A 19,745-nucleotide genomic window follows, 5' to 3' on the forward strand; every position below is an offset into this window, starting at 1 on the left:
CGGCGACGACGGCGCAGGCAGAGTATCTCACTGGCGGATGCGCGCCCGCTTCATGCCGCGGTACCACTCGTCGGCGCTCGCCCACGGGGCACCGTGGCCGGCTTGAACGCCGACCGCCTCGCCCTCACACCACGTTCGGCAGCGCCGGCGCGTCGAAGTACGGCGCGGGCTCGCGGGAGGCGACCGCCCACGCTCCCGACAGCGCCGAGAACGCCCGCTCCAGGTCGGCGGGCGCGTGCGTGATCGGGATCCGCAGGAAGCGCTCGAACGCCCCGTCGAGCCCGAACCGGGGCCCGGCGGCGATCAGGAGGCCGTGGTTGCGCGCGGCGAGCGCGAGCGCCGAGCTGACCGGCGCCCCGAGGCCGATCCAGGAGGCGAGGCCGCCGTGCACCCACGGGACGCTCCACTCCGGGAACAGCTCCGCCGCGAGGGCGCGCACGCGGTCGCGCCCCTCCCCCAGCTGCCGGCGCCGCTCCTCCAGGATCTCGTCGATGGAGGCGAGCATCCGCGCCACCACGAGCTGCTCCAGCATGGGCGTGCCGAGGTCGGAGGCCGGCTTCGCCGCGACCAGGCGCTGGATGAGCGGGCGGTCGGCCCGGATCCAGCCGATCCGGAGGCCTCCCCACATGCTCTTGCTCGCCGAGCCGATCGTCAGCACGGGGGCGCCCCCGGCCGCTCCCGCCGCGTAGGCCGCCATCGGCCGGTATTCGCCCGGCCGGTCGATGTCGAGGTCGGCCGTCGTCTCGTCGGCGACGACGATCGTGCCGTGCGCGGCCGCTGCGGCGAGCACGCGCTCGCGGGTCTCCGCCGACATGGAGGCGCCGGTCGGGTTGTGGAAGTCGGGGATGACGTAGGCGAGGGCCGGCCCCGACCGCCGGATCGTCTGCTCGATGGCGTCGACGTCCCAGCCGTCGGCCTCGGCGCCGAGGGCGTGCGGGCCCTCCTCGGGCGGCGTCACCGTGATCGGGACGAGGCGCGCCCCCGCCAGGCGCAGCGCCTCCATCGCGTGGGGGTAGGTCGGCATCTCGACGATCGCCCGGTCGCCGCGGGTCAGGAAGGTGCGGCCGATCAGGGCGATCGCCTGCTGCGCACCGACGGTGACGAGCACCTGGTCCGCGTCGGTCGGGAGTCCGCGGTCGCGATAGCGCTGCGCGATCGCCTCGCGCAGGTGCGGCAGCCCGACCAGGTCGTACCCGGGGTCGGGAAGGAAGTGGGGGAGCTCCTCCGCCGCAGCTCGCGCGGCGGCCGGGAGCGCGGATGCCGCCGGCAGGGCGCCCTTCGTGAAGTCGAGCATCCCCTCCCCTCCCGTCGCCGGCAACGCGAGGGCCGGTCCAGGAAGGCGCACGACCGTGCCGGACCCTCGCACACTGTCGGCGAAGCCCGCCTCCCGGAGGGTCCGGTAGGCGGCGGCGACCGTCGTCCTGCTGAGTTCGAGCCGCGACGCCAGGTCGCGCTCGGCGGGGAGGCGCGTGCCCATCGGGATGCGGCCGTCGAGCACGAGCAGCCGGATGCGATCGGCGAGCGCCTGATAACCGGCGCCGCTCCCGCGCCAGACGCCGAGCAGGCTCTCGAGGGCACGGGCGGTCAGGTGAGCATCGGACATGCAGGCCACTCTATGCGGATTGGCATCTTGATGTAAGGCCAATGGCTCGATTGGATGGCTACGTGACCGCCCGACTCCTCCTCACCCGCAGAATCGTCCAGCTGCTGATCGGCCTCTTCCTGTACGGGATCGCGATCGCACTGATGGTCCGCGCCGGGATCGGGCTCTCGCCCTGGGACGTGCTCGCGCAGGGGCTGTCGATCAAGACCGGCATCGCCTTCGGGCTCGTCACGAACCTCGTCGGGGTCGTGGTCCTGGCGTTCTGGATCCCGCTGCGGCAGCGACCGGGACTCGGCACCATCCTGAACGTGCTGCTCGTCGGCCCGAGCGCGCAACTCGGGCTCACGATCATCCCGCAGCAGACCGAGCTGTGGGCGCAGGTGCTGCTCTTCGTCGCGGGCCTGCTCCTGCTCGCGGTCGCGACCGGCCTCTACATCGGGCCCCGGCTCGGCCCCGGCCCGCGGGACGGGCTGATGACCGGCCTCCACGCGCGCACCGGCTGGCCCATCTGGTCGGTCCGGACCGGCATCGAGGTCACCGTGCTCGTCATCGGCTGGTTCCTCGGCGGCAATGTCGGCGTCGGAACGCTCGCCTTCGCCCTGCTCGTCGGTCCGCTGTGCAGCTTCACGCTTCCCTTCTTCGCCATCCGGCTGCCGCAGGCCGCTGCAACGACTGCGCAGCTCGAGGGCGAACTGGAGGGCACGGCCGAGCAATCGGCCGGCCTCCGCGACGAGCAGGATGCCGCCCGTTTCGACGTGCGGGACGGCATCCTGCTCGAGTCCGACGCGGCCTCTCGCGCGCGTTCGGTGGAGCGCTCACGGTCGCCACTGGTGCGGGCCCCGCAGCCCGACCGCGAGCCTCCGGCCGCTGGGGCCGGGCGCCCCTCCCGGGTGATCGCGGCGCACTGGCTCGACGACAGGATCACCGGGAGGGTGCACGGGAGCGCTCGGGCGCGCGGGGTCTGAACGAACCGGTTCAGAGGCCCGACGCGTAGACCCGCAGGGCGTCGCGAACGAACACGGCCCCCTGCTCGCCGCCATAGTTGGCGGCGAATCGCGGGTCCGCGACGTACATGTCGCCCAGCCCGGTCAGGTAGGCGGGAGCGGGCGCGCCGGTCCCGGAGCCCGGAGTGCCCGGGATGTCGGCCAGCCACTCGGCGTGGCGACGCGCGAGCGCCTGCGCCTCGGCCGAGTCGGGCGCGATGCCGCTCTTCGCCGCCGCCTGCCAGTCGGCGGCGAGCCGCTGCTGGCGCTCCTGCCACTCCCGGCGCTCCTCCGGCGACTTGCTGCGCCACCAGCGGTCGGAAGCGGCATACGCCTCCTTGCCCCAGCGCTCCTCGACCTCGTCCTTGTACTGCGTGTGGTCGAAGCCGTCGAACATCTCCTCCGCCATGATCTCTCCTCCTGTCTGCACGGCGCGGATGGTCGTCTCGACCGACGCGATCTGCCGCGCCAGCCGCTCCTGCTCGCCGCGCAGCCACCCGAGGTGGTCGCGGAGGGCGGGCACCGCCTCCTGTCGCTCGTCGAGGACGCGGCCGATGGTCGGGAGGGCCAGTCCGAGGTCCCTGAGCAGCAGGATGCGCTGGAGCCGCACGAGGGCGTCGCGATCGTAGAAGCGGTAGCCGTTCGCTCCGATCCGGGTGGGAGGGAGCAGGCCGATGTCGTCGTAGTGACGCAACGTGCGGCTCGTCGTCCCGGCGATCCGGGCGATCTCCTGGATGGACCAGTCCATGGCCGCCTCCCTCCCTCGTCGTCCGCCGTGCGGTTCGACCACCACGCTAGGGGTTGACGTTACGTCAACCTCAAACGCGCTTGCCCCCCTTGGGCTGCAGATTCGTGCCGAATGTTGCCTCGGGAGGCTCCTAGCCACGGATTCGTGCCGAATCTCGGGGGAAGCCGCGCAGCACCCCCCAGCGCAGCCTCCCGAATTCGTGACGAATGCTGCTCAGGGGCGTCACATACTCGAGATTCGTGCCGAATGCAGGAGCGCCGAGCGCTGAGGGTCGAGCGCCGCACCCCGAGCGCCGACACCCCGCGCGCCGACGCCGTGCCCGTCAGCGCTTCGCGCGCGCCGGAACCTTCTTCTGCGGGCGGTCGAGGTCCGCGGCGGTCGGAGGCACGGTGCCCGCTTCCTGCTCAGCCGTGCGCGGGGCCGGCTCTCCGACCGTGATCGGCACCGAGTGGATGTGGATGCGAGTCTGGCTGTGCGACGCCGGCGTGAGCGGCCGCCGCGCGACAGGGCGCACGGGCTCGCCGCGACGGTCCTGACCGGGGAGGGGCCGCGACCGCCGGCCGTAGATCAGCGACGACGAGTCGAGCAGCCAGGGCACCAGCGCGACCGTGACGCCGTGGCACAGCATCAGCTGCTTGCTGATCCGGCGCGCGCGGTGGTTGTGGAGGAGCGCCTCCCACCAGTGCCCGACGATGTACTGCGGGAGGTACACCGTCACGACCTCGGAGCCGTGCTCCTCCCGGCGGTGCTTGATGTACTTCACGAGCGGCACGCCGAACTCGCGGTACGGCGACTCGATGATGGTCAGCGGCACGTGGATGTTCTGCTCGATCCACTGGCGCTGCAGCTTCTGCGTCGCCTCCTCGTCGATCGAGACGTGGACGGCCTCGATCGAGTCGTGCCGGGCGGCGATCGCGTAGTCGAGCGCCTTGAGGGCCGGCTTCTGCATCTTGCCGACGAGGACGATCGCGTGGTCGCCGACAGCCCCGAACGTGGTGGTCGGGTCGACCTCGATCTCCTTCTCGACGTCGCGGTAGTACCGGTTCACGCCGAGCATGAGGAACCAGAGGATCGGCATGAAGATGAAGACGAGATAGGCGCCGTGCGTGAACTTCGTGATCGTGACGACGATGAGGACGATCGCGGTGAGGGTGGCACCGAACGCGTTGATGCAGAGCGACCGGACGACGCTCCCGCGCTCGCGGCCGGACAGCGTGCCGGACCGGAGGAGGCTCACCCAGTGCTTCACCATGCCCGACTGCCCGAGGGTGAACGACACGAAGACGCCGATGATGTACAGCTGGATGAGCTGGGTCAGGTTCGCCTGGTACACGAGCAGGAGCACGGTCGCGGCGAGCGCCAGCAGGACCATGCCGTTCGAGTAGACGAGGCGGTCGCCGCGGGTGTTGAGCGCCTTCGGGGCGTACGAGTCGCGCGCGAGCACCGAGCCGAGGAGGGGGAACCCGTTGAACGCGGTGTTCGCGGCGAGGAGCAGCACCACGGCCGTCGCCGCCTGCACCAGGAAGAAGAAGAACGTGTTGTTGCCGAACGTAGCGGCGGCGATCTGCGCGATGAGACTGCGCTGAGGGGACGTCGCGCACTGTGCCCAGCCCTGCAGGTCGCACGGGTTCTCGGCGTAGTGCACACCGCTGATGAGAGCCGTCGCGGTCAGGCCCGCGAACAGGACGATCGCGATGCCGCCCATGAGGGCGAGGGTGGTGCGCGCGTTGCGGATCTTCGGGGTCCGGAAGGCGGGCACGCCGTTGGCCACCGCCTCCACACCGGTCAACGCGGAACAGCCGCTCGAGAAGGCGCGGAGCAGCAGCAGCACCGTCGCGGCCTGCGTGATGGAGGCGGTGTGCACCTGGTACGCGGCGGATTCGGCCACGGGCGCATTGCCGAATGCGGTCCGGACGAGCGCCGTCACGATCATCAGGAAGATGCTGCCGATGAAGATGTAGGTCGGGAGCGCGAACGCCTTGGACGACTCGCGCACGCCGCGGAGGTTGACCGCGGCCAGCACGATGACGCACAGGACGGCCAGCTCGACGCGGAAGTCGGCGAGGAACGGCAGCGCGGAGATGATGTTGTCGACGCCCGAGGCCACCGAGACCGCGACGGTGAGCACGTAGTCGACAAGGAGGGCCGAGGCGACCACGAGGCCGGCCTTCTCGCCGAGGTTCTTGTGCGCCACCTCGTAGTCGCCGCCGCCCGAGGGGTAAGCCTTGACGAGCTGGCGGTAGCTCAGGACCACCGTGACGAGCAGGATGACGACCGCCGCGGCGACCCACGGGGCGAAGCTCAAGAAGGCGAGACCGCCGAGCAGCAGGATCATCAGCAGCTCCTGCGGCGCATACGCGACGCTCGAGAGGGCATCGGAGGCGAAGATGGGTAGCGCGAGGTGCTTCGGGAGCAGTTGTCCTTCGAGCTTTTCGCTCGGAAGCGGGTCGCCGATCAACCAGCGCTTCGGGGATCTCCCCTCATTTGTCACGAGGGTCGAGAATACTCGCTGGCAATGCCCTGTCAAGTCGGCGGGTCGCCGCCGAGCTCCCCGGCGATTCTGCAAACACTGGAGGCCGCCTCCCCCGCGTGTCGCGCGCCTTGATCCGGCGCGGCACTGTGCGGTTCAGCGGCCTCCTTGAACGCTCGATGAGCATTCTCTGTGTGTTTGCAAAAGCCTGCCTGGGCGTCACTCAGGGACGGTCCAGCGCCTCCGCGAACCGGCGGTACAGGAGGTTCAACTCCTCCGTGAGGAAGGGCACGACCTCGGCGGGGAGGGTTCCGCGCGCCGCACGAGTCCTGAGGTCGGTCCGGATCGACTGACGGAACTCGTTGACGGCGGCCTCCGCCTCCCGGACGGCAGCAGCGGCTGCGGCACGGCTGTCGCGGCCGGCGTCCGCCGCCTCCTGGCGGGCCTGCTGCCTCGGGTTGACCCGGGTCGAATCGCGAGATGCCTCCCGAGCGGCCGACGCGAGCTCGGCGCGAAGTGCGCGCATCGCGTCGTCGACACCCGCGCGCACCTCATCGGCGAGGCGTCGCACCGAGTCGGTGACCTCCTCCTCGATGGCGCCCAGCTCGTTCTCGCGCGCGGCGAGCTCGGCGCGGCCGGCATCGGTGATGGAGTAGACGGTCTTGCGGCCGTCGACCGTCTTGGTGACGAGCCCCTCCTCCTCGAGCTTCGCGAGGCGGGGGTAGATCGTGCCCGCGCTCGGACTGTAGGTGCCGCCGAAGCGGTCGGAGAGCGCCTGGATCAGCTCGTAGCCATGCTTCGGCGACTCGGCGAGGAGGCTGAGCAGGTAGAGCCGGAGGCTTCCGTGGGAGAAGACGGGACTCACGCCGACGCCTCCCCCTCGTCAGGGCGGGACTCGCCGGTCGCGCCCGTGGCCGGTCCGGTGGGGGAGGCACCCGCCGCGGCCCCGGCGGAACCGGCGGCGGAGGACCAGGCGGACCCGGTGCTGCGGATCACGGAGGCGTTGCCCGACACCGAGTTGACACTGATGTCGACCCAGGAGCCGTCGAGGCTCCCGGACGTGCCCGTGTACCCCTTGCCCGCATAACCGGCGACGCTGACGCTGTCGATCTGGAGCTTGCCGGAGACGGAGTTGATGCGGTACCTCGCGCCGAGGGCCTCCGGGATGCGGATCGTCGTGTCACCCGAGACCGTGTTGACCTGGATCTCGTCGGGCGTCCCCGCGATGTCGACCATCACGTCGGCGGAGACCCCGTCGACCGAGAACCGGCTGATCGCTCCCGAGGCCGTGACGTCGCCCGTGACCGTGTGCGCCACGACACGGCCCGTGTGGCCCCGGGCCGAGAGCTCGCCGTTGACCGAGTTCAGCTCGATGGCTCCGGTGAGACCGTCGGCGACGATCTCGCCCGAGACGGTGCTCAGCCGGGCATCGGTGTTCAGCCCCGAGATGAGGGCCGCCGCGGAGACCACGCCGAACTTGAGCTCGACGTCGCGCGGGACGAGCACGCTGACGTCCGCCTTCGCGCTCGAACGCATCGAGGAGAAGACCTCGATGAAGTTGTCCCACCGCAGCTGCGGGTGGTCGATCTCGAGACGGTCGCCGTCGATCGAGACCTTGAGGTCGCGGCCCTGGACCGAGTGCACCTCCACGCGCGCACCGGGCTCATCGTGCCCGATGATGTCGATCTGACCCCCGAGGAGGCCGACCTTCAGCGCCCGGACGGTCTCCACATCGATCGTGCGGCTCTCGCCGGGCTGAATCAGCCACTTCTCCTGTGCCATGCTTCCTGCTCCTTACCTGCGGCCCTTGCCGGGGCCTGGGCGACTCGCGTTATATCGCGACTGTTGACTGTGGACACGATATATCGCGAGTAGAGGCGGCGCAAGGGGCGGAAGGCGGGTGCGGGCGGAAATCGGGGGCGGGTGGGGGGAACCCTGAGGGGTGGGCGGGGGCGCGGAGGCGGCCGGCGCGGGAGGTGGCTGCGGCGCGGGGGTGGCTTCGGGGCGGGGAGGCGACTGCCGCGGGGAAGGCGACTGCCACGGGGAGGGCCCAATACCGGGGCCCGCGCCCCTCCTCGCGCGGCTGGCGACGTGAACGGTCACTTATGGCCCCCTCACGGTCGGAATTGTGGCCGTGAGGGGCCATAAGTGACGGTTCAATCGTTCAACGGTTGACCAGGCTGTGGAAAACCTCCCGCCCGCCGAGGCGGGACGCGGCGGCACGCGCGCACCGCCCCTCCCTCACCGCCGCAACCAGGGCTGCAGAAGGCGCGTGACGAACGGCAGGAGCACGTACGTCATCGTCGGGGTCAGGCAGAGCGTCGAGATGAGCACGGTCGCGAGCGGCCACAGCGTGTGCCAACCGGGCACGAACGCGGTCGTCAGAGAGGTGAACGCCAGCGAGAGCGGGAAGAAACCGAGCCAGATGGTGACCGCCTGCTTCCAGCGCGGCGGTGCGGCGGGAGCGCCCGGCGTCGGTTCGTCGAACCAGCCCTCGATGCCCGTGCGGCGCTCGACGCGGGAGACCTCGACGAGTTCGCGTCCCTCGTAGAGCCAGTCGGCCCGGTCGTCGGATGCCTCCCAAGCCTCCAGGGTGGCGGCATCGGCGAAGCGGTAGAGCATGTGCCATTCGTCCGAGTCGGCGCGAGCGCGCACCCAGCCGGACCCGAGGAAGCCCTCGTAGCGGTTGGCCAGATTGACGCCGGACTGCACCCAGCGGGTGACCTCGGCAAGGCGGCTGCCATCGACGCGGCGGGTGATGGACACGGTTACCGGGAGGCGGAGCGCTTGTGGCGCGGACTGCAGAGGCTCTTGTGGAGTCATGCCTCCATTGTCGCCATGACACGTTTCGCATGCATTTCGGGCGCACGGCGAGAGGGGCGCGGGCGTGCGCGCGGGAGGAGGAACCGGGGCGCAGCGGGGAGGAACCGGGGCGCAGCAGAGCCGAGCCGGGGCGCAGCAGGGAGGAACCGGGGCGCAGCAGGGAGGAACCGGGCCGCAGCAAGGAGGAACGGACCGCAGCCGCGCGTCACCGCGGCGCGATGAGGGGCGGCCCGTCGCGCACGACGAGCCGCGGCACCACCAGGCGGTGGCGCGGGTCGTCGACGGCGGATCCGGGCTGAACGCGGCCTCCGTGCGCCCCGGTGAGCAGTTCGAGCACGCCCGACGCGACCTCGTCGAGCGGCTGCTCCACGCTCGAGAATCCGAGCGACGCGGCGACCGGCGTGTTGTCGTAGCCGATCACGGGCAGGGTGCCGCCGCAGACCGCGAGGGCTCCGAGCGCGAGGGAATCGGAAACGCACACCACGCCGTCGAGACCGTCCGGCCCGGCCTGATCGCGAAGTCTGCGCATCGCATCGGCACCGAACGCGACCCTGTCCTCGGTGGCGGTCTGGAGGCGCCCGAGCTCGCTCTCGCCGACGACCGCACCCTCGCGCATCGCCTCGAGCCACCCCTCCCGCCGGTCATCGCCGGTGCCGGAGCCGCTGGGCCAGCCGATGAAGCCGACCCTGCGCGCGCCGCGTTCGAGCAGATGGCGGGTGGCCTCGCGCACGCCCGCCCGGCCGTCGACATCGACCCAGAGGTGCTGGGGGTCCGTCATGTCGTGAATGCCCCAGGGGCGCCCGAAGGTGACGAAGGACTGGCGGTGCTCGATCAGCCACTCGGTCCGCGGATCGCCGTGGAAGGTCGAGGTGAGCACGAACGCGTCGACGTCGGCCGCGTCCGAGAGGCGGCGGAACTGCTCGATCTCGCCGGCCGTGTCGGCGGCGGTGAACAGGAGCACCCGCAGACCCAGGCGGTCGGCCTGTTCGGTGAGCGCGTGGAGGAAGCGGTCCAGGATGCTGCCCGAGATGCCGTCCTGCGTCATCGGGTCGAGCCGGATGCCGATGGTCGAGCTCTTCTGCGTGCGCAGCCGCCGCGCGGAGGCGTGGGGCCGGTACCCCAGCGAGAGGATGGCCGCCTGGACGCGCTCGCGCGTCTCGGGGCGGACGATCTCGGGGGCGTTGAGCACATTAGAGACGGTCTGACGCGAGACGCCGGCCGCACCGGCCACATCGCTCACCGTGGGCTGCGCACCCATGCCGTCCCTCCTCACCCGTACTGGATAGACCCTAGCGGCGCGCTTGACACGTCCGGAAGCACGCGGTTACTGTGGCAACCATCCAGTTTGATCGATCAAAATCTACAGCAACGGCGTCCGATTTGATCGATCAAAGCCTAGGAGAACGGCCCGGCACCGAAGGAGGTGGGATGCACGCGAAGCGGCGCAGCGTCCCTCCCCGGCGTGCGGGCCATTCCTCCACATGCCGCACCATCCCCGGGGTCATCCACGACTTTGCCGACCCACCCCTCGTGAGCCCGACCGCTCGGACACACTGACACCAAGGAGACACACAATGCGAAGAATCACCCATCGCCTGCTCGCGGGCGGCGCCGTCGCCGCCGCGGCAGCGCTCGCGCTCACCGCGTGCGGGTCCGGCTTCGGCGGCGGGAGCAGCGACAGCTCCACCGGCAAGCTGACCTCGTCCAACAAGGCGCTGACCGTGATGATCGGGTCGTCGGGCGATGCCGAGACGAAGGCCGTCAACTCCGCGGTCGCCGACTGGTCCAAGAGCTCGGGCACCAAGACCACCGTCGTCGCGGCGAGCGACCTCAACCAACAACTCTCGCAGGGCTTCGCCGCCAAGAAGCCCGCCGACGTCTTCTATCTCTCGACCGACGCACTCGCCGGCTACGCCTCGAACGGCTCCCTGCTCGCGTACGGCGACCAGCTCAGCAACAAGGGCGACTTCTACCCGAGCCTCGTGAAGTCCTTCACCTACGACGGCAAGTTCTACTGCGCGCCGAAGGACTTCTCCACGCTCCAGCTCATCATCAACACCGACTCGTGGAGCAAGGCGGGGCTGACCGACTCCGACATCCCGAAGACGTGGGATCAGCTCGAGTCCGTCGCCAAGAAGCTCACGACCGGCGGCCAGGTCGGCCTCGGCATCTCGGGCGAGTACGCGCGCATCGGCGCCTTCATGACGCAGGCCGGCGGCAATCTCATGAACGATGACAGCACCAAGGCCACGGCCGACAGCGACGCCAACGTGAAGGCGCTCGAGCAGGTCAAGAAGATGCTGAACGACGGCGACCTCAAGTACGCGAAGGACCTCGGCGCCGGCTGGGGCGGCGAGGCGTTCGGCAAGGGCCTCGCGGCGATGACGATCGAGGGCAACTGGATCACCGGCGCACTCAAGTCCGACTACCCGAACATCAAGTACAAGGTCGCGGAGCTCCCCGCGGGCCCCGCGGGCAAGGGCACGCTCCAGTTCACCAACTGCTGGGGCATCGCCGCCGACAGCCCCAACCAGGCCGCCGCCCTGAAGCTCGTCGAGAAGCTGACCAGCAAGAGCGACCAGCTCACCTTCTCCAAGGAGTTCGGACCGATGCCGTCGATCAAGTCGGCCGCCTCCGAGTGGAAGTCGGAGAACCCTGACCTCGTCCCGTTCCTGAACGCGGCCGACTACGCGAAGGGCGTCCCGACCGCCAAGGGCGCCGCCGACGTCGTCACCGATCTGAACAGCAAGCTGGAATCGCTTCAGACCGGCGACCCGAAGGCGATCCTCCAGGCGACCCAGAAGAACCTCGAAGCGCTGTTGAAGTAAGGACCAGCCATGTCGCAAGCCACGAGTCGGTCTCGCCGTTCCGGAATCCGGCGCGGCGAGGCCGCCTCGGGGTGGGTCTTCACCGCCCCGGTCGTCATCCTCCTCGGAGTGTTCCTCGTCATCCCCGTCCTCATGGCGCTGTGGGTGAGCTTCTCCGACTGGGGCGGCCGCGGCAGCCCCTTCTCCTCCGACGTCCACTTCGTCGGGTTCGACAACTACACGAAGCTCCTCGCCGGGGGCGGACTCGCCGAGCAGGACTTCGGGACCTCTCTCAAGAACAACGCCTGGTACGTCGTGCTGGTCGTCCCCATCCAGACCGCGATGTCGCTCTTCCTGGCGGTCCTGGTCAACCGCGCCATCCTCCGGGGCCGCGGCTTCTTCCGCACCGCCTTCTACTTCCCGTCCGTGACCAGCTCGGTCGCGATCACGGTGCTCTGGCTGTTCCTCTTCAGCACGAGCGGCGCCGTCAACAAGGTGCTCTCGTGGTTCGGCATCCACGGCCCGAACTGGTTCAACGACCCGTCCGGGATCATCCACAACCTGCTGGCAGAGTTCGGCGTGACGCAGGGCCCCGCTGCCCTGACGCAGAACACCCTGCTCGGCGTCTCCTGGTGGGACTGGCTCGGCGGCCCCTCGGTCGCCATGACGGCATACATCATCATGGCCGTCTTCACCACGAGCGGGACCTTCATGCTGCTCTTCATCGCGGCGCTGCAGAACCTCGGCGGCGATGTCACCGAGGCCGCCGAGGTCGACGGAGCGAACGGCTGGCAGCGATTCTGGCGCATCACGCTGCCCCAGCTGCGGCCCACGCTGTTCACGGTGCTGACGCTGGGCCTCATCGGCTGCTGGCAGGTCTTCGACCAGATCTACACCGGCACCCGCGGCGCACCCGGCAAGACCACGCTGACCCCCGCCTACCTCTCCTACAAGACCTCGTTCGTCGACCAGGCATGGGGCCAGGGGGCCGCGATCGCGTTCATCCTGTTCGTGATCATCGTGGTCTTCACGATCTTCCAGCGCTGGGTCCTCGCCGAGCGCAAGGTCTCCACGCGCCGCATGCGGCTCTACCAGCCGTCCGTGTCCGCGGCCACCGCCGCTGTGAACGCCGGAGGAGCAGGGCCCGCTGCCACCGCGGACGACGATCGCCCGACCACGAAGGGAGACCGCCGATGACGACGGTCACGAGCAGCTCTCCGACCACGGTCCCGGCGTCGCCGAGAACCACCCGGCCGAGCGGACGGCGCCCGCGTCGGTCGACCGGCGCCGTCGTGGCGACATCGGTGACCTACGCGATCCTCATCGCGCTGGCGGTCATCTACATCATGCCGTTCCTGATCCAGGTGGCCACCTCGTTCAAGACCGACGCCGACGCCGCCTCCAACCCGGTCGCGCTCATCCCGCAGACCTTCACCACGGCGGCCTACTCGCGGTTGTTCCTCAACTCCGACTTCCCGGTCTGGTTCGCGAACTCGGCCTTCGTGACCGTCCTCGTCACTCTCGGTCGCGTGTTCTTCGACTCGCTCGCCGGGTACGCTCTCGCGCGCCTCCACTTCCGGGGCCGCGGAGTCGTGTTCGCCGGGCTGGTGGCGGTCATGTCCGTACCGATGGTCGTGCTGCTCATCCCGAAATTCCTGGTGATCAACCAGCTCGGGATGTACGACTCCTACACCGGGATGATCCTGCCGCTGCTCACCGATGCCGCCGGCGTCTTCATCATGAAGGGGTTCTTCGAGTCCATCCCGGCGAGCGTGGAGGAGCAGGCCCGCATCGACGGCGCCGGCACCTTCCGCGTCTTCTGGTCGATCGTCCTGCCGATGGCCCGTCCGGCCCTCGTCACGATCATCATCCTGTCCTTCCAGGGCTCCTGGAACGAGCTCGCCCACTTCATCGTCTCCACCCAGGACCCTGCGCTCACGACGCTCACCAAGGGCGTCGCCGGACTGGCGAGCGGGCAGCTGAGCCAGGGCAGCCAGTACCCGCTCAAACTCGCCGCTGCAGCGATCATGACGATCCCGGTGGCCGTCCTGTTCTTCGTGTTCCAGCGACGCATCATGAACACGAGCGAAGGGGCGGTCAAGGAATGACGACCGCCAGCACCTCCACGCACACCTCACCGCCCCGACCGAGCACCACCCCGTTCGAGCACGACCCCGGAGACACGAAACCCCCGATGACCCAGCCGCTGCAGCCCCTCCTCCACGACAGCGTCGTGACCCTGACCGCGCCGAGCCAGGTGTGGTCCGCCTCCGACGGCTCCGCGGGCACGCGCGCCATCCACGGCTTCTACCACTCCGACCTCCGTCTCCTCGACCGCATCCGCCTGACCGTCGACGGCGCAGCCCCCGAGCACATCGCGACGGCGACGCCCGACGCCGCCACCGCGGTCTTCACCTCGCTCGCCCGGGGCATCGATGACGCGACGGCCGATCCGCGCGTGCGGATCGATCAGACGCGGACCACGGCGCCCGGTCGGCTCGACGAGCGGATCGTCGTCCGCAATGCCCTCGGCTCCGCGGTCCGCGCCACGCTCGCGGTCGACCTGTCGGCCGACTTCACTCCCATGCAGGAGGTCAAGGCCGGACTGCGCGGGAGCGCCGCGCCGATCACCCGTCAGACGACCGCCGCAGGACTCGTGTTCCGCTCCGGAGACGTCTCGGTCACGCTCTCGGCCCCCGACACCTCCTTCACTGCCGACGAGACCTCGCTGACCTTCCGCTGGCAGATCGACGTCCCGGCGAACGGCGAGGTCGCGCTCGCCTGGTCGGCCGCCGTCGACGACCCGACCGCCGTCGTCGCGGGAGCCGCACCGTCCGCCGAGTGGTCGGCGTTCCGCGCCGAGACGGGCGACTCCCGCCTCGCCGCGTGGCTGAGCCGGGCCCTGGCCGATCTCCAATCCCTGCGCATGACGACCGTCGCCCACCCCGACGACGTCTTCCTGGCGGCCGGCGCACCCTGGTTCTTCACCCTCTTCGGTCGCGACTCGATCTGGGCGGCGCGGATGCTCCTCCCGCTCGGCACCGAGACGGCGGCCTCGACGCTTCGCGTCCTCGCGCGGTTCCAGGGCACCGAGACCGTCGCCGAGACCGCCGAGCAGCCGGGCAAGATCATGCACGAGCTCCGGTCCGGCACGCTCACCATCCCGGGCGAAGGGGTCGTGCTCCCACCGCTCTACTACGGCACGGTCGACGCGACCGCGCTGTGGGTCTGCCTGCTGCACGACGCGTGGCGCTGGGGCATGCCGGGTCACGAGGTGGAGGCGCTCCTCCCGCACCTCGAGGCGGCGCTCGCCTGGATGCGCGATTACGGCGACAGCGACGGGGACGGCTTCCTCGAGTACGTCGACTCGACCGGCCACGGACTCGCCAACCAGGGCTGGAAGGACTCCGGCGACTCCATCCAGTGGAGGGACGGCACCCTCGCTGAGGGCCCGATCGCCCTGTGCGAGGTCCAGGCGTACGCCTACGAGGCCGCGATCGGAGGGGCCGACCTGCTCGACGCCTTCGGGCGGCCCGGCGCCGACCGGTGGCGTCAGTGGGCCGCAGCGTTGAAGCAGCGGTTCGCCGACGAGTTCTGGATCGACGCGCCGGACGGCGCATACCCGGCCGTCGCCCTCGATGCCTCCAAGCGCCGCGTCGACACGCTGACCAGCAACATCGGCCACCTTCTCGGCACCGGAATCCTTACCCCGGAGCAGTCCGAGCTCGTGGCCCGTCGACTGGTGTCGCCCGAGCTCTCCTCGGGCTACGGTCTTCGCACCATGTCGACGGACTCCGACGGCTACTGGCCGCTGAGCTACCACGGTGGCAGCGTCTGGGCGCACGACACGGCCATCGCCGTGCTCGGGCTCGCACGGGACGGGCACCGCGAGGAGGCCGCCGTCCTCGCCGACGGCCTGCTCGCCGCCGCCGAGGGCTTCGGCTACCGCATGCCGGAGCTGCACTCGGGCGACAGCGCGACGGACAGTGCCGTCCCGGTTCCGTACCCTGCGGCCTGCCGCCCCCAGGCCTGGTCGGCCGCAGCCGCCGTGGCCGTCCTCCAGGCGAAGCTCGGGCTGACCGCCGACGCCCCGGCCGAGCGCCTCGACGTCGACCCCGATCCGTCGGCCGGTTTCATGCGGGTGCACGGCGTTCGCTTCGCCGGAGAACCGCGCGACATCGCCGCGGGGTGACCGGAGCGAGATCGGATCCGTCGGGTGGCGCGGCTCGACGGTCGGTTACAGCTGCGCCATGATCTGGCGCGCGATCACGCGACCGGCCCGATTCGCGCCGATCGTCGACGCCTGAGGGCCGTAGCCCGCGAGGAAGATCCGCGGATCCTGCCAGGACGCACCGGAGGCGACGGTGAGACCTCCCGCCTTCTCGCGGAGGCGCAGCGGAGCGAGGTGCCGCAGCTCGGGCCGGAACCCGGTCGCCCAGATGATCGCGTCCGCGGGTGTCCTCGTCCCGTCGGGCCAGACCACGGCACGCTCCTCGATCCGCGTGAACATGGGCCGCTCCTTCAGCAGCCCGCGCTCGACTCCGGCGGCGATGCGCCTGGTGCGCGGGACCCCCGTGCCGCTCACAATGCTCGGCAGGGCCTTGCCGGCGCGGGCGGCGGCGTCCTGCTGCGCCACGGCGGCAACGCCGCCCTCGATGGTCAGTTCGGACTCGTCGCGGAATTCGACCGGACGACGGGTCGCCCAGGCCAGCGACGACGCGACGCCCTCCAGCTCCAGCAGGAAGCCGATCGCGCTCGTCCCTCCCCCGACCACGACCACCGACTGACCGGCGAACTCCTGCGCCGAGCGGTAGGTGGAGGTGTGGACGTGCCGCCCCGCGAAGTCGCCCATGCCGGGGTAGTACGGGATGAACGGCGAGCCCCATGTCCCGCTCGCGTTGACGACCATGCGCGTGATGGTCTCGCCCTCGCTGTGCTGCACCACGAGATCGGCACCGCGATCGAAGACGCTCGACACGGCGACCGGCCGGCGGACATCGAGGCCGAAGTGCTCCTCGTAGCGCCGGTAGTAGCCGGCGACGATGTCACGGGCCGGGAGGGACCGGTCGGCCGTCTCGAAGCTGAGCCCGAGCTCGGCCATCCCGGGGAGGTCGGTGACGTGGTGGGCGCTCCCGAGCTTGAGCGCGTCCCACCGGTGCTGCCAGGCGCCTCCGGTGCTCGGACCCCGGTCGTAGACAAGGAAATCGACGCCCGGATCGAGCTCGAATCGACGCAGATAGTAGGCGACCGCGAGGCCCGCCTGACCGGCGCCGATGACCACGACCTGGGTCTGCGTCGTCGTCGTGCTCACCCACTCATCCCATCATTTCCCGCTGTGCGGCGACACCGGGCTCACAGGGCCCACCATGCTAAACTCGATGCTAGTTTTTCTTGTTTCTGTTCATCTCCCGGGATCCCGCCCGGGCTGGGACCAAAAGGGGGTCACGCATGGGGCGCGGCCGTCAGAAGGCGAAGCACACCAAGATCGCTCGCCAGTTGAAGTCTTTCAGCCCTGACGTCAACTACGACGCTCTCGAGCGCGAGTTGACCGGGCATTCCCACAACGACGACAGTCAGTACGACAAGTGGGCGGACTACGAGCCCGCCAGCACGTACGAGTACGACGACGAGGACGAAGAGACCGGTACGCCCAAGCGCGCCTGACCTGCACCTCAGAAGCCGGCCCCCCGGGCCGTCACCGCGCGGAACAACCCGAACAGTCCCACCACGCCTCCGACCGTCACCAGCGCCGCGCCGACGAGGAGGAACAGGTCCTGGGCTGTGGCCGCCGTCGGTCCCGTTGCGGTCGGGTCGCCGACGGGCAACGACGAAGACGGGCCGGCCGGCGGCCGGACGCGGAGCGGGCCCGCGCCTCCCCCGGCGCTCGGTGTGCCGACGCCGACCGCCCCGGCGGGAGCGACCGCGGGCAACGCGACCGTCGCCGAGGCGGTCGTCACACCGGCGCTCGACCGCTGCAGCAGGACGAAGAACGTGGAGGCGCCCGATCCGGCCGCGCGCGGCACCAGCGGAACCGTCACGGTCGCAGACGCCTGGCCGTCTGCCAGCACCACCGTGCCACGACTCGCGACGTAGTCGGAGCCGGCGTGAGCGGTCCCGTCCGCCGTCGTGTACTCGACCGTTGCCTCGCCGGTCGCGATCGTTCGGCTCACCGTGAGAAGGGCGTCCGCGCTGCCGGCCACGACGCTGTCGGCCGCGACGGACAGCGGGCCGCTCGCGGGCGTCGCGGCGACGACGGTGGACGCTGTCGCCGCCCGCAACGTCGACCCCTCGGCGGGGACGTACCGCGCCTCGATCGTGTGCGAGCCGGCCGAGGGCAGCGGGATTCTCGCGCGAGCCACACCTCCAGGACCGAGGGAGGCGGCGACCGGTTCGCCGCCGTCGACCGCGAACTGAACCGTGCCCGTCTCAGGCGCGCCGAGCAGCATGCGGGTCACGACCGCCGTGACCGTGACGGTGCTTCCGGCGGGCGCGGACGAGTCCGCGCCGATGGTCACGACGGTGGCGTCGGTGCACGCCGGCGCTGGGTCGCCCAGCGAGACGGTCTGCCCGTCCAGCCGCCACGAGGCCGACGGGTCGGCCGCGGCGTCGAAGGTGAGCGCCCAGACGCCGTGGTGCTCGCCCGGTTCGAATGCGCCCGGTTGGCCGCGATCGGGTCCCCCGACGGTCACGTCGTTGTCGCCGGCTCCTGGGGCGAGGGTCGCCGTCGTGGAGGCGGTGGAGCGGTATCCGAGCACGACGGTCCGGGCGGTGACCGCGCCGAGCGGGGCATCCTGCGCGCAGTCGACCAGCGGAACGACGGCGGCCGGCTCGGTGGGCACAGGAGCACCGGTGGGCACAGGAGCACCCGTGGGCACAGGAGCGGGTGAGGCGGCGCCGGCCGGCATTGCCACGCTCAGCGCGGCCCCGAGGGCGATGCCCACCACGGCGGCTCCGCAGGCCCAGCGAACGAGGGCATGCGGACGGCTCACAGGTCATGACTCTAACGGCTGGAGGCCGGCCGCCGCTCGGACCAAAAAGGGTGACGCGACGGCGATGCGTCAGGCTGCGGCGTAAGAACCGACGAGGCGCACCGCGCCTCCATCGACTCCCTTGGCGCCCTGCTCGAACCCGGTGAGGTCACGGGCCGTCGTCGAGACCGCGCCCGCCCGCCAGGTCGGGATCCCATCGGCCGTGACGGCCGCCGCGATGGCGTCTGCGTGCTCGGGGGCCACCACGGCGAACATGCCGATGCCGAGGTTCCAAGTGCCTTCGCTCGACTCCAGGCTGCTGCCGGCGAGGTCGCTCAGAACGCGGAACACGGGCGACGGCGACCAGGTCGATCGGTCCACCTCCACCCACGAGCCGACCGGCAGGACTCGCGCGAGGTTGGCCGCGATGCCGCCGCCGGTCACGTGGCTGAGCGAGTGGACGGCACCGTCGAAGCGGTCGTCGCCGAGCACACGGAGGAGCGGGGCGGTGTAGAGGCGCGTGGGCTCGAGCAGCGCCTCCCCGACGACGCCGCCGAACTCCTCCGAGCGGTCGGTGAATCCGATGGCGCGCTGAGCGAGGATGTGGCGGACCAGCGAGAAGCCGTTCGAGTGGAGGCCGGAGGAGGCCATCGCCAGGACGACGTCGCCGTCCTGCACGCGCTCGGCACCGAGGACCCGGTCGGCCTCGACCGCTCCGACAGCCGCGCCGGCCACGTCGTAGTCGTCCGCGCCGAGCAGACCGGGGTGCTCCGCGGTCTCGCCCCCGACGAGCGCCGTGCCGGTCGCCTCGCAGGCACGCGCGATTCCCGCCACGATCGCCGCGATGCGCTCGGGGACGACCTTGCCGCAGGCGATGTAGTCGGTCATGAACAGCGGGCGAGCGCCGACCACGACGATGTCGTCGACGACCATGCCGACGAGATCCTGACCGATGGTGTCGTGCTTGTCGAGCGCCTGAGCGATCGCCACCTTGGTGCCGACCCCGTCGGTCGAGGTGGCGAGCAGCGGGCGGCGGAAATCTTTGAGGGCGGACACGTCGAACAACCCGGCGAACCCGCCGACGCCGCCGAGCACCTCCCGGCCCTGTGTGCGCGAGACGGCGGCCTTCATCAGCTCGACGGCCCGGTCGCCCGCGGCGGTGTCGACGCCGGCGGCGGCGTACGAGGAGGACGAGGATGCGCTGCTGTCGGTCACCGGACAATCGTACCGGTGGGCTCTCGGCCGGGTCGCGTCCCCGACGGTCGGCCCGAGCGGGCCGGGTGTTGACCCGGCGAAAGGTCGGCGCTACGGTTACTAAACCACTAGGTTGATAAAGGGCGTGG

Annotated in this window: 16 protein-coding genes; 6 read left to right on the forward strand and 10 right to left on the reverse strand. The window is 70.7% G+C overall.

Features of this window, described 5'->3' with window-relative positions:
• Positions 1 to 124 precede the first annotated feature (124 nt).
• The gene (yczR, locus tag FPT20_RS14505; protein ID WP_158866497.1) at positions 125 to 1,603 is read right to left on the reverse strand and encodes a MocR-like transcription factor YczR; all 1,479 of its coding nucleotides are present in this window, start codon (positions 1,601 to 1,603) and stop codon (positions 125 to 127) included.
• Between the two features lie 62 nt (positions 1,604 to 1,665).
• Between yczR and yczE the strand changes: the two genes are divergently transcribed.
• Positions 1,666 to 2,568, forward strand: a complete 903-nt coding sequence (gene yczE / locus FPT20_RS18185) for a membrane protein YczE (protein WP_158866500.1) — start codon at positions 1,666 to 1,668, stop codon at positions 2,566 to 2,568.
• A gap of 10 nt (positions 2,569 to 2,578) precedes the next feature.
• Here the strand turns inward: yczE and FPT20_RS14515 are convergent, their stop codons facing one another.
• From FPT20_RS14515 to FPT20_RS14540, 6 genes are all read right to left on the reverse strand, one after another.
• Positions 2,579 to 3,334, reverse strand: coding sequence for a MerR family transcriptional regulator (locus FPT20_RS14515; protein WP_158866502.1), 756 nt, complete (start codon positions 3,332 to 3,334; stop codon positions 2,579 to 2,581).
• 322 nt (positions 3,335 to 3,656) lie between these two features.
• The gene (locus FPT20_RS14520) at positions 3,657 to 5,792 is read right to left on the reverse strand and encodes an APC family permease (protein ID WP_158868235.1); all 2,136 of its coding nucleotides are present in this window, start codon (positions 5,790 to 5,792) and stop codon (positions 3,657 to 3,659) included.
• 235 nt (positions 5,793 to 6,027) lie between these two features.
• Positions 6,028 to 6,669: a PadR family transcriptional regulator gene (locus FPT20_RS14525; RefSeq protein ID WP_158866505.1), complete on the reverse strand. Its 642-nt coding sequence runs from the start codon at positions 6,667 to 6,669 to the stop codon at positions 6,028 to 6,030.
• Positions 6,666 to 7,586, reverse strand: coding sequence for a DUF4097 family beta strand repeat-containing protein (locus FPT20_RS14530; RefSeq protein WP_158866508.1), 921 nt, complete (start codon positions 7,584 to 7,586; stop codon positions 6,666 to 6,668). The genes FPT20_RS14525 and FPT20_RS14530 overlap by 4 nt, the downstream gene beginning before the upstream one ends.
• A 459-nt stretch (positions 7,587 to 8,045) precedes the next feature.
• A complete protein-coding gene (locus tag FPT20_RS14535; protein WP_158866511.1) occupies positions 8,046 to 8,627 on the reverse strand; it encodes an antibiotic biosynthesis monooxygenase in 582 nt (193 codons plus the stop codon).
• A 205-nt stretch (positions 8,628 to 8,832) separates the two neighbouring features.
• The gene (locus FPT20_RS14540) at positions 8,833 to 9,885 is read right to left on the reverse strand and encodes a LacI family DNA-binding transcriptional regulator (protein ID WP_158866514.1); all 1,053 of its coding nucleotides are present in this window, start codon (positions 9,883 to 9,885) and stop codon (positions 8,833 to 8,835) included.
• A gap of 316 nt (positions 9,886 to 10,201) precedes the next feature.
• Here FPT20_RS14540 and FPT20_RS14545 point away from each other — a divergent pair, with 316 nt between their 5' ends.
• Genes FPT20_RS14545 through FPT20_RS14560 form a run of 4 tightly spaced genes read left to right on the forward strand, consistent with a single transcriptional unit; the run spans position 10,202 to position 15,626 of the window.
• Entirely contained in the window at positions 10,202 to 11,455 is a 1,254-nt protein-coding gene (locus tag FPT20_RS14545) for a sugar ABC transporter substrate-binding protein (RefSeq protein ID WP_158866517.1), read from the forward strand.
• A gap of 9 nt (positions 11,456 to 11,464) precedes the next feature.
• On the forward strand, positions 11,465 to 12,631 hold the full coding sequence (locus FPT20_RS14550) for a carbohydrate ABC transporter permease (protein WP_158866521.1): 1,167 nt from the start codon (positions 11,465 to 11,467) through the stop codon (positions 12,629 to 12,631).
• A complete protein-coding gene (locus FPT20_RS14555) occupies positions 12,628 to 13,542 on the forward strand; it encodes a carbohydrate ABC transporter permease (protein ID WP_233265545.1) in 915 nt (304 codons plus the stop codon). The genes FPT20_RS14550 and FPT20_RS14555 overlap by 4 nt, the downstream gene beginning before the upstream one ends.
• Complete coding sequence (locus FPT20_RS14560) at positions 13,539 to 15,626, forward strand: glycogen debranching N-terminal domain-containing protein (protein ID WP_158866524.1); 2,088 nt, start codon at positions 13,539 to 13,541, stop codon at positions 15,624 to 15,626. The genes FPT20_RS14555 and FPT20_RS14560 overlap by 4 nt, the downstream gene beginning before the upstream one ends.
• A gap of 45 nt (positions 15,627 to 15,671) precedes the next feature.
• Here FPT20_RS14560 and FPT20_RS14565 read toward each other — a convergent pair whose 3' ends face one another.
• On the reverse strand, positions 15,672 to 16,745 hold the full coding sequence (locus FPT20_RS14565) for an NAD(P)-binding domain-containing protein (RefSeq protein ID WP_158866527.1): 1,074 nt from the start codon (positions 16,743 to 16,745) through the stop codon (positions 15,672 to 15,674).
• 137 nt (positions 16,746 to 16,882) lie between these two features.
• Between FPT20_RS14565 and FPT20_RS14570 the strand changes: the two genes are divergently transcribed.
• On the forward strand, positions 16,883 to 17,098 hold the full coding sequence (locus tag FPT20_RS14570; protein WP_158866530.1) for a DUF3073 domain-containing protein: 216 nt from the start codon (positions 16,883 to 16,885) through the stop codon (positions 17,096 to 17,098).
• An 8-nt stretch (positions 17,099 to 17,106) separates the two neighbouring features.
• Here the strand turns inward: FPT20_RS14570 and FPT20_RS14575 are convergent, their stop codons facing one another.
• Both FPT20_RS14575 and purM read right to left on the reverse strand, forming a co-directional pair.
• On the reverse strand, positions 17,107 to 18,423 hold the full coding sequence (locus FPT20_RS14575; protein ID WP_158866533.1) for a Calx-beta domain-containing protein: 1,317 nt from the start codon (positions 18,421 to 18,423) through the stop codon (positions 17,107 to 17,109).
• Between the two features lie 69 nt (positions 18,424 to 18,492).
• Positions 18,493 to 19,617 (reverse strand): phosphoribosylformylglycinamidine cyclo-ligase, encoded by a 1,125-nt coding sequence (gene purM, locus FPT20_RS14580; RefSeq protein WP_158866536.1) that lies wholly within the window; start codon positions 19,615 to 19,617, stop codon positions 18,493 to 18,495.
• Positions 19,618 to 19,745: the final 128 nt, after the last annotated feature.

Source organism: Leifsonia sp. AG29 (assembly GCF_009765225.1).
Lineage (GTDB): Bacteria > Actinomycetota > Actinomycetes > Actinomycetales > Microbacteriaceae > Leifsonia.

Excerpts from the sequence above, each read along its gene's own strand:
- FPT20_RS14535 (WP_158866511.1), bottom strand. The coding sequence starts at position 8,627 with ATGACTCCACAAGAGCCTCTGCAGTCCGCGCCACAAGCGCTCCGCCTC.
- FPT20_RS14550 (WP_158866521.1), top strand. The coding sequence starts at position 11,465 with ATGTCGCAAGCCACGAGTCGGTCTCGCCGTTCCGGAATCCGGCGCGGC.
- FPT20_RS14560 (WP_158866524.1), top strand. The coding sequence starts at position 13,539 with ATGACGACCGCCAGCACCTCCACGCACACCTCACCGCCCCGACCGAGC.
- FPT20_RS14515 (WP_158866502.1), bottom strand. The coding sequence starts at position 3,334 with ATGGACTGGTCCATCCAGGAGATCGCCCGGATCGCCGGGACGACGAGC.
- FPT20_RS14545 (WP_158866517.1), top strand. The coding sequence starts at position 10,202 with ATGCGAAGAATCACCCATCGCCTGCTCGCGGGCGGCGCCGTCGCCGCC.
- FPT20_RS14540 (WP_158866514.1), bottom strand. The coding sequence starts at position 9,885 with ATGGGTGCGCAGCCCACGGTGAGCGATGTGGCCGGTGCGGCCGGCGTC.
- yczR (WP_158866497.1), bottom strand. The coding sequence starts at position 1,603 with ATGTCCGATGCTCACCTGACCGCCCGTGCCCTCGAGAGCCTGCTCGGC.
- FPT20_RS14530 (WP_158866508.1), bottom strand. The coding sequence starts at position 7,586 with ATGGCACAGGAGAAGTGGCTGATTCAGCCCGGCGAGAGCCGCACGATC.
- FPT20_RS14570 (WP_158866530.1), top strand. The coding sequence starts at position 16,883 with ATGGGGCGCGGCCGTCAGAAGGCGAAGCACACCAAGATCGCTCGCCAG.
- FPT20_RS14555 (WP_233265545.1), top strand. The coding sequence starts at position 12,628 with ATGACGACGGTCACGAGCAGCTCTCCGACCACGGTCCCGGCGTCGCCG.